Origin of the sequence: Paraclostridium bifermentans, from assembly GCF_019916025.1 — a bacterium.
Taxonomy (GTDB): domain Bacteria; phylum Bacillota; class Clostridia; order Peptostreptococcales; family Peptostreptococcaceae; genus Paraclostridium; species Paraclostridium bifermentans.
Map to the genome: position 1 here is coordinate 2042403 of NZ_CP079737.1, position 11651 is coordinate 2054053.

An 11651-nucleotide genomic window follows, 5' to 3' on the forward strand; every position below is an offset into this window, starting at 1 on the left:
TATAAATGTAATTAACATAAGGTTTTTTTTAGCCTTATATAGTCAATATATGTTAATTTCTAATCTAAATTGTCAAAATAATTAAATACTAAAACACAAAAAAATCCTAACTAATTTTTATAGTTAGGATTTTTTACTAATTAACTATTGAACTTAAAACTTCAAAATTATTTACATCGATTAGTCCTTTATCGGTAATTTTCCATTTAGGACTAGTAGATAGAGCTAAGAAGGATAAATGCATAAATGGAGCATGTAAATTTCCACCTAAATCTTTACTTACTACACTTTCTAGTAAATCTATTTTTTCACTTACTTCACTACCTGTAAGTTCATCTGTAATAAGTCCTCCTACATTTAATCTTAGTTCTTCTAATACTCGACCATTATTAACAACAGCAATACCTCCGCCCATTTCTATTACCTTATTAACTGCGACTACCATATCTTTTATATTAGTTCCAACAACAGTTATATTGTGAGTATCATGAGCTATACTTTCTGCAAATGCACCCTTTTTAAGTCCAAAACCATTAACAAAAGCTTTACCTATATTATTATTTCTCCCATATCTTTCAATACACGCAATATGTAAAATATCATTAGTTATATCTGCTTCTATTACATTATTTCTAGTTTTCAATTTAACTTCCATACACTCAGTCAAATTTTGATCAGGTATCGCTTTTATACATCTCGCAACAACTTCTCTTTCATTACTTATAATTTCTATATCTTTTTCATTTATTTTACCTATTTTAATAGAATTTTTTACACTATTAGGATAAGTATATTTAGGCAAGTCTATCAATAGTTTTTTATTAGAAGCTACAAGCTTTCCTTCTATAAAAACCGCTTCTATATCCATATCATTCAAATCATTTATTATTGCAATATCAGCAACTTTTGATGGAGCTAGTACACCTCTATCCTCTAAGTTAAAGTAAGTTGCAGAATTTATTGTCGCCATTTGTATAGCTTCAACAGGACTTACACCTTCTCTTATAGTTCTTTTTATTATTTCATTCATATGCCCTAATTCTTGTAAATCTTTTGCCACCATATCATCTGTAGCTAATATACATCTTCTTGAATCCAAATGTTCTTCTGTTATTGCTTTTATACATTCCCCCATATTCTTTTGAGTTGATCCCTCTCTCATGAATACGTAAACACCTTGTCTTAACTTTTCTATACATTCAGATTTAGTAGTTGTTTCATGGCAAGAACATTTTCCACCAGTACACACTATATGTGCAGCAAGTTCATTCGAGAACAATTCTGGAGCATTACCATCTACTATTTTCCCTATACTTTTAGCATAAGTAGTCGATGCTAATAAGTCTGTTATTATTTCTGGAGTATTGTTGTATACATGTTTTGCATTGCTAAATCCTTGAAGTTCTCCTATACCTATTATATTTTTATAGTTTAGCAAATCTTCCATATCTTTAGAACTAACATCAACTCCTGCTGTTTCAAGGCTAGGGCAATCTGGAGTTAACGCAGGAACTACAAATCTTACATAGTTTGGAACAAAACTTGCTTCATCTGCCATAGCTTTCATTCCAACAGTACCTAAGGCATTTCCTATTTCATGAGGGTCTGCTATCAAAGTTGTAGTACCTGATGGTATAGAAAGCCTAGAAAACTCAGTAACTGTTAGCATGCTACTTTCAAAATGCATATGAGAATCTATAAATCCAGGAGATAAATATTTACCACGAACATCTACTACTATAGTGTTTTCACCTATTAATTTATCACAATCACCTACCATTAATATATGCTTTCCTTTTATAGCTATATCTCCTGTATATATTTCTTTTGTCAGTACATTTACAATGTTCCCACCATACAGAACAATATCTGCATGGTGTTTATAACTCATAAGTGTATCTATTAACTCCTTATACTCCATTGCTTGTTTTATATATTTCAATTTTAATCCTCCCAAACATCTATATTATCCACTATGCCTATAATAGCTGCATTTATCGATGATTGTAATTTTTTTGTTGCATTTCTAGCAGCTGTACCTTCTGTATATATTACAAGTTCTCCAATTCCAGCTCCTACTGTGTCTACAGCTATTAGTGGTTTTCCATCTATTTCATTTTTTAAGTTCAATGGCTGAGTTATCATTAATTTACTTCCTACCAATGAATCATCTTTTTTAGTCGCAACTACAGTTCCTATAACTTTCCCTATTTGCATTTTTATCCCCCTATTTCAATTTTTATTTTCTTTTGTTTTATATAATCTTTTGCCATTGGAGTTATTATAGTATTCTTTGATATGCTTATACGGTCTTCATTTAAGTTCATAATATCATTTAATGTTATTACTTCCTTACTTGCTTCATCGTTTTTATTTTCATGATCAATTGTTTCATTTTTATAGTTAGTATGATTGTTATTTAAGAGATCAAGAATTTCTTTTATATTCCTGTGATTTGTAGGTATCATTACATATGAATTGTCGTCTATAGAATTAAATTTATTATTTGATATAAGAGTTTTACAATTACTAGATTCTTTTTTGTTATCTTTTTTTATATTTTTACTTATTTTGTTCAATATATTTTTTGTAAAATCAATTTTTTCTTTCATCTATTTAATCTCTGCTTAAAATTACTCTTTCAACTTCTGAGTGTGGTCTTGGAATAACATGTACTGAGTGAAGTTCACCTACATTTCTTGCTGCTTCTGCTCCAGCATCTACAGCAGCTTTAACTGCACCTACATCTCCACTTACCATAACAGTTACTAATCCAAATCCTATTTTTTCATATCCCATTAAAGTTACATTAGCTGATTTAACCATAGCATCTGCAGCTTCTACTGCACCTACCAAACCTTTAGTTTCTATCATTCCTAGCGCTTGCCCCATAATAAATTCCTCCCGTTATCAATTATTTTCTTTGCTTTTATTTTCTATTACTTTTTTATTAATATTTTTTACTTTAAGATTTTTTTCAAATTCTTTAATCAAAACATCAATTTCTTCATGAGGTCTTGCTATTGTTTTACTTGAAACAATTTTCCCAACTTTGTTTCCTGCCTCAACACCAGCGTCGATAGCGGCATTTACTGCTGCAACCTCCCCAGCTATATGTATGGTTACACTAACCGCTTTTTCAACACCTATTACTTTATCATATCCTACTAGTGTAATATCCGCTGCTTTGCTTGCAGCATCAAGAGCTGCTATCGCTGTAGTAAGTCCTACAGCTTCAATCATCCCTAGGGCTTTTCTCATATTATCCCCCCTTATTTAGCTAAATCTTTTAAACTAATCATATTTTTACATTTATTATTTGTATTTATATTTTTATCTACAACTATATTGTGATTCAAATCTTTTAATGATTTAAATTTCATTTCTTTATTTATATGCTTCTCATTATTAAGATTATTTAAATTATTTTTTTTACTATTTTTGTATAATATACTTTTTAAAATTTCAACTTCTTTACAATTTATATTTTCAATTTTTTTATTTTCTTCTTTTTTACATGTTTTTTTATTAAGTGCTTTATTTGATATATTCTTCATAACAGCTTTTGTCAATAAATCTGCCACTTAACCACCACCTATAAAATTTTACTTACTTCATCATGAGGTCTAGCTATTACATTAGTGGATATTATTTCCGCTAATCTTCCTGCACTTTCTTCTCCATTTTCAACAGCTGCTTTAACAGCTGCTACATCTCCTTTTATAATTGCTGCAACTATTCCTGATCCCACCAAATCTATGTCAACTAACTCTACATCTGCTGATTTTAACATCGTGTCCGCAGCTTGAATTGCACCTATTAAGCTTTTTACTTCTACTATTCCTAGTGCTTTCAATCATACTCACCCCTTTAACATAAGAAGTTAAAAATAATCATCTATGTTTATATTTTCATAACCTGGTATTATAGCTCTATTAAACAATTCATTGTCCAAAGGCTTCGTTGCATCAATCCCCATTTTATCGCTAAGGCCTTTATTTACATGAGAGGCTTCTAATGGACTTCCAAGTGCATTAGGTATTATAATTACATCCTCACTTGCTTGCACTCTTGAAGCTATTGCAAATTCCACATCTTTATAGCTGTATATATCTACATCATTATCAACTATAACCACATGTTTTAAGTCTTTACTACTTCCAAGCGCTGTCAATATAGAACTTTTTCCATCTCCTTCATTTTTCTTGTTTATCTTTACAACTGCATGAAGTCTACATCCTCCACCTACCGTTACATTGATATCTATTACATCCACTATATTTTTTAAAGCACTATATATTTCAACCTCTCTTATAAGACCATTTGATAAATGTTCTTCTCTTGAAGGAAATGCATGTTGAAAAATCGGATTATCTCTATGCATTATAGCTTTAACGTCTATAGTTGGATGATTTGATACTTCACCATAATATCCCATAAGTTCCCCGAAAGGACCTTCTTTTATTTTTTTATTTGGATCTAAATACCCCTCGATTACAATTTCACAAAATGCTGGAACTAATATATCTACCCTACTACATTTTATAACTTCAAGTGGTTCATTTTTTAAAGCACTATAAACCTCATACTTATCTAGCCCATATTTTGAAGAACTAATTTGAGATGCTATCAAAAATTCTGCATCATATCCTAAAACTATTGCACACTCTAGCTTTTCATTATTTAATTCAGCTTTTTTAATTATATTATTCAAATGAGGAGAAGCTCCAGATACTAAAGCACTTATATTATCTTTATCATTTATTTGGAATCTTCTAACTGCCATATGTGTATCATTAGTTTCTGTATCTTTTATTATTAGCATCCCTGCTGTTATAAAATTTGATGAATCTTTTTCATGAGATGTAGGAATCGGAAATAATTTATTTATATCTATATTTTTAGTTATAATATTTTGAGCAATAGGTCCACTTTTAACTTCTTTATAAGATTTTGGATTTGCTATAGCATCCATAAATTTATAAATTCTATTTTCTTCATTTACATCCATTAAATCATTAAATATTTTTCTATTTCCGTATACTCCACCAACTAAATCTATATCATAATTTTTTATATTCTTAAAAACTATAGGTACTTCATTATCAAAATACCTAAGTACAGCTCCTAATTCAAATTCTTTATCAACTCTCTTTTTACAAGTTTTTAGATATCCTGATTTTTCTAATTTATCTAAAGTAAATCTAAGCATTTGACTCTCCACATTATTCCCCCCATCTCTTAAGTAAATTATGTTCTATATCAAATTGATCTAGACACCTTCCTATAATAGATGAAACAATATCACTTATATCCTGAGGATGATTATAAAATCCTGGAGTAGGAGGCATAATAGTAACCCCTATATTAGAAAGCTTTAGCATATTCTCAAGATGAATAGAACTTAAAGGAGTTTCTCTCGGAAGTAATACTAATTTTCTTCTATCTTTAATGCATACATCAGCGCATCTAGTTAATAAAGATTCGCTAAATCCATGAGCAACTGAAGCCAATGTCTTCATAGAACACGGAACAATTATCATACCATCTGTTTTAAATGATCCACTCGCTATCGGCGCTGCTAAATCATAATTTTCATAATAAAAATCAGCCATTTTTTTAAGCTCGTCTAAACTTACCCCGCACTCATGCTCAGCAACATATTCACCCATATTAGAAACTACCAAGTGACTCTCAACACCAAGCTCTCTTAATGCTTGTAAAATTCCTAAAGCATAAATTGCTCCACTACCGCCTGAAATCCCAACAACAATTTTCATAAAATTCCCTTCCACTTCCTATCTTTTTCTCTCATACATAAAGTATATAGTGTTGATATTCTGTATGGCTTGAGGTGATATTTTGGGATGTAGCGACATTTACAAGCATCTTTTCAGCTTGTATGGAGCAAATCCCAAATATCCTCTCCAAGCCTAAACCAGAATATCAACACTATTTAAACTACTCTACTTTGTTTTCTGTATCTCCGCCTCCAACCCAAGGGTCTAAGTCTTTCTCCCATGCATCTATATAATCATCTATAGACATAACTTTCGTAAATATACTTAAATCTCTAAGCCCTGCTTCATGCATCTCATCATTTTTAGAATGAACTCCATCACTTAAAGTTATAACTTTATACGCATTATATAATGCATCACTAGCAGTACTTCTAACACATACATTAGTCCATACTCCAGTAACAACTACAGTATCTATATTTTCTTCTCTTAAATATAAATCTAGGTCAGTATGCGCAAACCCACTATGTCTTCTCTTTGGAACTATATATTCTTCACCTTGTGGATAAAGTTCTTTTATAAAATCAGAACCCCAAGTTCCTTTAACTGCATGAACTGGTCTAACTCTAAAATCAGCATCATTTTTTCTATGCGCTTCTTGTATATGCACTAACTGAACATCGTCTAATCCTCTAGCATTTCTTTCTCTAACCCAAGCAAAAAGCTTTTGAAGATCAGGTATTATTTTTTCTCCTCCCGGACATCTTAATGGAGCTTTCTCTCCCACAAAATCATTTAACATATCTATAACTAAAATTGCATGTCTTTTCATAATAAATCCCCCTCTTATTCTCTTTCCTCACCGAAAAAATTAAGTTTCTAAAGATTGATAGTATAGAGGGTGGGAGTTGTGACTTGCTGAAGAAGCGTTAAAGACCGCGCACTTCAGGTCTTTAGCGACAGAAGCAATTCACAACTCCCGCTCTCCACTACTAATCAACATTAGAACTTGATATTTTTATCTAACTTACTTATTGTCTGACGCTTTATAAATTTACCGAATCCTGGTTTAACCTTTATACCTTTTATATTTTTGACATGTTCAAGAATTAACTCTGGATGATCTTTTCTATAACTAACTTTATATTCTCCACTAGTTAATTCTTCAGGGTTATTAAATACAACATCATAATTTTCTAATTTTCCTAAAACTCCAGCTTCTCCATCTTCATAAACTAAATTACCTCTAACTATAGTTTTAATTATTCTTCCTTTTAACTTCATTCCTTCAAGTGGAGTATATCCACACATAGTTACTAAATTCTCATTCTTAATAGTCCATTCTTTATTTAAATCTATTATTGCAAAGTCAGCATCTGAACCTATATTTAAAGCACCTTTTTTAGGATATAATCCATAATGTTTAGCTGCATTAGTACTTAGTATATCAACTAATTTACTTAGTGAAATTTTTCCCTTATTGTATCCTTCACTTACTATTACAGGTACCATAGTCTCAACTCCTGGTATACCTGGGAATGAAGTCCATATGTTCGTACCTTCTTTTAATTTTTCACTTTCTATTTCATATGGTGCATGGTCTGTTGCTATGAAATCTATACTTCCATCATTTATACCTTTCCAATGTTCTTCATTATCTTTTTTAGTTCTAAGAGGTGGAGCTATTTTTGCAAGTGGCCCATATTCAGTCATAGCATCTTGATAATTTAAAGTTAAGTAATGAGGACAAGATTCACTAGTTACGTCTAACCCTCTCATTTTAGCTTCTTTTACTAGCTTAGCCCCTATACCCGTGCTCATATGAACTATATGAAGTCTAGCTTTACTAGCTTCAGCAAAGCTAATGCCTAACTCTATAGCAACCTTTTCAGCAAGCTCCATTCTAGCTTCTGCCCAAGCAGGTCCATCAAGTCTACCTTCTTCTTTAAATTTATTTACATAAAAATCACACATTGCAAAATTTTCTGCATGTATTCCTATCGGAAGCCCTGTTTCTGATACTGCTTTAAAACATTCAAACATTTCTGGATCCGTAACTCTTGGATAAGTTGGAACAGATGGAGTCATATAAACTTTAAAAGCAACTACCCCATAATCAGCTTGTTCTTTTACATTATGCATCCAACCTTCACGAACATCTTCTCCTGTAACTCCTCCCCACATAGCATAATCTACTACCGCTTGTGGTCCACATATACCTAGTTTTGTTTCTAATTGTTCTATACTTCTAACTGAAGGAACTGAACAACAAGGCATATCAATTATAGTTGTAACTCCACCAGTTGCAGCAGCTGCTGTTCCTGTTAAAAAGTTTTCTCTATGAGGAAATCCTTGATACATAAAATGCGTATGTGAATCTATACAACCTGGCATTACTAAGTTTTTATTTGCATCTATAATTTCTTTTGCATCTATCATATTTATATCATCAACAAACCCTACTATTTTTTCGTCTTTTACTAATATATTAGTAAGAACCATTTCGTCTCCTTGAGGTATGTTTGCATTTTTTATAATTAAATCCATAATTTAAAATCCCCCTTACATATCCATTAAATGAGTTTCTAATACTTGTTCGTTTTTAAAATCCTCTAATTGTAAATAATAGTTAAATGTATCTAATACATAGTCTAGCTTTATAGGTCCTACTAATTGACTTCCAGTTACTATTACTCCATATCTCTCAGCTTCTCTTTTTACAAATTCAAACGCTCTATGAATAGGAGTTTGATAACAATCTAGTAAATTCATAGAAACTACTACTCCTTCTTTTTCTGGGAATTTAATTCCAACTGCCCTAACAGTACTAAATCCTCCACTTGGTCCTCTTAATGCTTTAGCTATTTTTTTAGCTATCTCTACATTTTCAGTTCCAAGGAATATATTATAAGCTGTAAGCCCATTAACTTCAGCGCTCGATAATGTTGCTCCAGCTTTTTCACTTAATAATCCATCAACACTTAAATCTGGCTTTCTATTATTGTATTCTTCTTGTCTACTGCTATCATCTTTTATCTCTTTTAAAAGATCTCTAACACCTTCATATTGACCTTTTCTTATATATGCAAATGCCTTTCTTTCTTCTGTACTAGCACTTTCTCCTGCAAAGTATATAGGGACTTTACTTTCTTTATGTAACCTTTCCCCTATTTCTTTTGATAGCTTCACACACTCTTCTATAGTTATATTTTTAAGTGGGAATATAGGCAGAGTATCTTGTGCTCCTATTCTAGGGTGAGTTCCTTTATGTTCTCTCATATCTATAAGTTCTATAGATTTTTTAGCCATATTAACTAAAGCATCTTTTACATCTTCTGGCTCTCCTATAAATGTAACAACTGTTCTATTAAAATCTGCTTCTGGTTCATAGCTCACTAACTTTACATTTGAATTTCTAACTACGTCTACAATAGCTTCAATTACATCTTTATCTTTTCCATTACTAAAATTTGGCACTGCTAATACATATTGTTTTTTCTCCATACAATTATCTCCTTATTTTTTTTAAATTTAATAAGTAGATAAACTATTAAAACAAGCAAATCTTCATTTATCCAAACTTATGATTAATTTTTATCTATTGAATTTTTCTGCAGTTTAAAGTAAGTTTTCTAATTTTTTTATTTACACTTGTTTATAAATTATATTTTCTAGCTATTGTGAATATAACTTATTAAATAAAGTTTTTAAGGAGGTGTTTTAATGGGGTTGAAAGTAATTGATTTGTCACAAGAAATTTATCAAGGTATGTCTGTTTTCCCAATGCATCAACCTACCTTTATAATGACAAATATGACTCATGAAGAAAATATGAAAAGAACCGGAAGTAAAACTTTAGGATTTTCTGCTAGAAATTTACTTATAAGTGAACATGGTGGTACTCATTCTGATGCTGTATGGGAATATAAATCCAGTGGTAAGACTATAGAAAATATGCCTCTTGAGTATTTTTTTGGAAGTGCTATTTGTATAGACTTAAACAATATTCCTTATAGTAGGTATATTGAAATTAAGGATATAGAAATTTCCTTAAAAGAATCTAAACTTCAAATTGAAAAAGGCGATATATTGCTAATGTACACTGGTCATTATGACAGAAATTTTAACACAGATAAGTGGCAAACTGAATATTCTGGGCTTAGTTATGATGCAGCTAAGTACCTAGCAACATCTGGAGTAGTTAATATAGGAGTTGATGCTCCTGCAATTGACCATCCAAAAGACTTAAATTTTTCAGGACATTTAGTATGTGGAGAGTATGATATAACCAACACAGAAAATCTTTGTAATCTTGATCAATTAGTGGGTAAAAGATTTTTATATTTCGGATTACCACTTAAAATTAGAGAAGGTTCTGGGTCCCCAATAAGAGCCATTGCTCTTTTGGAAGATTAATTCTTGTAGCTAGCAGCAAAATTTATATTAGGAGGAGAATTTATGAGTGAAAATAGTTCTTCTCAAAAGATTAAAAATCAAAATAACTCAGGATTACTATATAGAATAGAAGATAGACCAAATTTGCAACTTTCAATCCTTCTTGGTTTTCAACATATAGTTGCAGCTTTTGGTGGAATTGTTGCAGTTCCTTTGGTCATAGGTCCTGCAATAGGTGTTGATGTTAGAACTACAGCTATGTTAGTTAGTGCTACAATATTTGTAGCAGGTCTTGCAACTATCATCCAAGCAAGAGGTATTTACAAAATTGGAGCTAAACTTCCTTGTATTATGGGTACATCTTTTACATTTGTAGGACCCGCAATAACAGTTGGTACTTCTATGGGTCTTGCAGGAATATTTGGTGCTACCATACTTGGTTCCTTTATAGAAATGATTTTGAGTAGATTTATAAAACCTCTTATGAAATTTTTCCCACCTGTTGTTACAGGTACTGTTGTTACTTTAATAGGACTTACACTTGTTCCTGTTTCTATGGATTGGTGTGCTGGAGGTATTGGTTCTCCTACTTATGGAAGTATTACAAACATTTGTATAGCTTTAATGGTTATGGTTATAGTCGTAGGGTTTAATATATATGGTAAAGGAGTTCTTAGCAGTTCTTCAATTTTGATAGGAATGTTTGTAGGTTACTTAGCGTGTATCCCTATTGGATTGGTTGATTTTACACCTATAAAAGAAGCAAGTTGGATAGGTTTGCCTGGAATACCTGTAATCTTAGAGCATGGAATAAAGTTTAGCCTAGCTGGAGTTGCTCCATTTATTATAGCTTATCTAGTAACTACTATAGAAACTGTAGGTTGTTTAATCGCAATAGGTGAAGCTTCAGATATTAAAACTTCTAGTGAACAATTAAGTAAAGGAGTATTGGCTGACGGTCTAGGTAGCTTTTTAGCTGGTTTTTTCGGAGTATGCCCTAATACTACATTTAGTCAAAATATCGGTCTTATTCCTATCACTAAAGTCGCAAGTCGACATGTGGTTATAATATCAGGAGTAATTATGATGTTACTTGGAATATTCCCAAAATTGGGAGCTCTAGTTGCATCTATACCTAGCCCTGTTTTAGGTGGAGCTGGAATAGTAATGTTCGGAGTTGTTGCTGCTAGCGGAATAAAAACATTAAGCAAAGTTAATATAAATAATAGAAACTTAATTATAATATCTGTTTCTATAGCTCTTGGACTTGGAATAACTACAAGACCTGAGCTTTTAACAGTTTTACCTGAATCTTTGAAATTATTATTTGGTTCAGGAATAAGCACAGGAACTATATTTGCAGTAATGCTAAATATACTTTTAAAAGATACTGAGTAAGTACAATATAAAATTAATTGAAATAACTATTCAACTTTAAAAGATAGTTATTTTTTTTTACATTCAATTAAAATTTTATTAAGAAATTTAAGAATTGTTTAAATTGTATTTACATTT

14 protein-coding genes are annotated in these 11651 nt (G+C 31.2%); 2 read left to right on the forward strand and 12 right to left on the reverse strand.

Translation table 11 applies throughout. The features are described 5' to 3' along the window. Positions 1-136: 136 nt before the first annotated feature. The 12 genes from KXZ80_RS09830 to ftcD all read right to left on the reverse strand — a co-directional run bounded on the left by KXZ80_RS09830 (position 137) and on the right by ftcD (position 9245). Positions 137-1942: an adenine deaminase gene (locus KXZ80_RS09830; RefSeq protein ID WP_021433306.1), complete on the reverse strand. Its 1806-nt coding sequence runs from the start codon at positions 1940-1942 to the stop codon at positions 137-139. Between the two features lie 2 nt (positions 1943-1944). Continuing rightward, positions 1945-2217: a EutN/CcmL family microcompartment protein gene (locus KXZ80_RS09835; RefSeq protein WP_021433307.1), complete on the reverse strand. Its 273-nt coding sequence runs from the start codon at positions 2215-2217 to the stop codon at positions 1945-1947. Positions 2218-2219: 2 nt separating this feature from the next. After that, positions 2220-2612, reverse strand: a complete 393-nt coding sequence (locus tag KXZ80_RS09840) for a hypothetical protein (protein ID WP_021433308.1) — start codon at positions 2610-2612, stop codon at positions 2220-2222. A gap of 4 nt (positions 2613-2616) precedes the next feature. Continuing rightward, the gene (locus KXZ80_RS09845; protein WP_270659173.1) at positions 2617-2895 is read right to left on the reverse strand and encodes a BMC domain-containing protein; all 279 of its coding nucleotides are present in this window, start codon (positions 2893-2895) and stop codon (positions 2617-2619) included. A gap of 15 nt (positions 2896-2910) precedes the next feature. Continuing rightward, entirely contained in the window at positions 2911-3261 is a 351-nt protein-coding gene (locus KXZ80_RS09850) for a BMC domain-containing protein (protein WP_021433309.1), read from the reverse strand. Positions 3262-3272: 11 nt separating this feature from the next. Further along, positions 3273-3584: a hypothetical protein gene (locus KXZ80_RS09855; RefSeq protein WP_021433310.1), complete on the reverse strand. Its 312-nt coding sequence runs from the start codon at positions 3582-3584 to the stop codon at positions 3273-3275. Between the two features lie 11 nt (positions 3585-3595). After that, a complete protein-coding gene (locus tag KXZ80_RS09860) occupies positions 3596-3856 on the reverse strand; it encodes a BMC domain-containing protein (RefSeq protein WP_021431056.1) in 261 nt (86 codons plus the stop codon). 27 nt (positions 3857-3883) lie between these two features. After that, positions 3884-5224, reverse strand: coding sequence for a UbiD family decarboxylase (locus KXZ80_RS09865; RefSeq protein ID WP_021433311.1), 1341 nt, complete (start codon positions 5222-5224; stop codon positions 3884-3886). Position 5225: 1 nt separating this feature from the next. Continuing rightward, a complete protein-coding gene (locus tag KXZ80_RS09870) occupies positions 5226-5780 on the reverse strand; it encodes a UbiX family flavin prenyltransferase (RefSeq protein ID WP_021433312.1) in 555 nt (184 codons plus the stop codon). A gap of 181 nt (positions 5781-5961) precedes the next feature. Then, the gene (locus KXZ80_RS09875; protein ID WP_021433313.1) at positions 5962-6573 is read right to left on the reverse strand and encodes a cysteine hydrolase family protein; all 612 of its coding nucleotides are present in this window, start codon (positions 6571-6573) and stop codon (positions 5962-5964) included. Between the two features lie 170 nt (positions 6574-6743). Beyond that, a complete protein-coding gene (locus KXZ80_RS09880; RefSeq protein ID WP_021433314.1) occupies positions 6744-8288 on the reverse strand; it encodes a dihydroorotase in 1545 nt (514 codons plus the stop codon). A gap of 15 nt (positions 8289-8303) precedes the next feature. Continuing rightward, positions 8304-9245: a glutamate formimidoyltransferase gene (gene ftcD / locus KXZ80_RS09885; RefSeq protein ID WP_021433315.1), complete on the reverse strand. Its 942-nt coding sequence runs from the start codon at positions 9243-9245 to the stop codon at positions 8304-8306. A 219-nt stretch (positions 9246-9464) separates the two neighbouring features. On the opposite strand from ftcD, the gene KXZ80_RS09890 reads away from it, so the two are divergent. Further along, complete coding sequence (locus tag KXZ80_RS09890) at positions 9465-10157, forward strand: cyclase family protein (protein ID WP_021433316.1); 693 nt, start codon at positions 9465-9467, stop codon at positions 10155-10157. Between the two features lie 42 nt (positions 10158-10199). After that, positions 10200-11534, forward strand: coding sequence for a uracil-xanthine permease family protein (locus KXZ80_RS09895; RefSeq protein ID WP_021433317.1), 1335 nt, complete (start codon positions 10200-10202; stop codon positions 11532-11534). Positions 11535-11651: the final 117 nt, after the last annotated feature.

Coding starts and splice junctions, on each gene's coding strand:
- KXZ80_RS09835 (WP_021433307.1), bottom strand. CDS start 2,217: ATGCAAATAGGGAAAGTTATAGGAACTGTAGTTGCGACTAAAAAAGAT.
- KXZ80_RS09840 (WP_021433308.1), bottom strand. CDS start 2,612: ATGAAAGAAAAAATTGATTTTACAAAAAATATATTGAACAAAATAAGT.
- KXZ80_RS09850 (WP_021433309.1), bottom strand. CDS start 3,261: ATGAGAAAAGCCCTAGGGATGATTGAAGCTGTAGGACTTACTACAGCG.
- KXZ80_RS09870 (WP_021433312.1), bottom strand. CDS start 5,780: ATGAAAATTGTTGTTGGGATTTCAGGCGGTAGTGGAGCAATTTATGCT.
- KXZ80_RS09875 (WP_021433313.1), bottom strand. CDS start 6,573: ATGAAAAGACATGCAATTTTAGTTATAGATATGTTAAATGATTTTGTG.
- KXZ80_RS09880 (WP_021433314.1), bottom strand. CDS start 8,288: ATGGATTTAATTATAAAAAATGCAAACATACCTCAAGGAGACGAAATG.
- ftcD (WP_021433315.1), bottom strand. CDS start 9,245: ATGGAGAAAAAACAATATGTATTAGCAGTGCCAAATTTTAGTAATGGA.
- KXZ80_RS09890 (WP_021433316.1), top strand. CDS start 9,465: ATGGGGTTGAAAGTAATTGATTTGTCACAAGAAATTTATCAAGGTATG.
- KXZ80_RS09895 (WP_021433317.1), top strand. CDS start 10,200: ATGAGTGAAAATAGTTCTTCTCAAAAGATTAAAAATCAAAATAACTCA.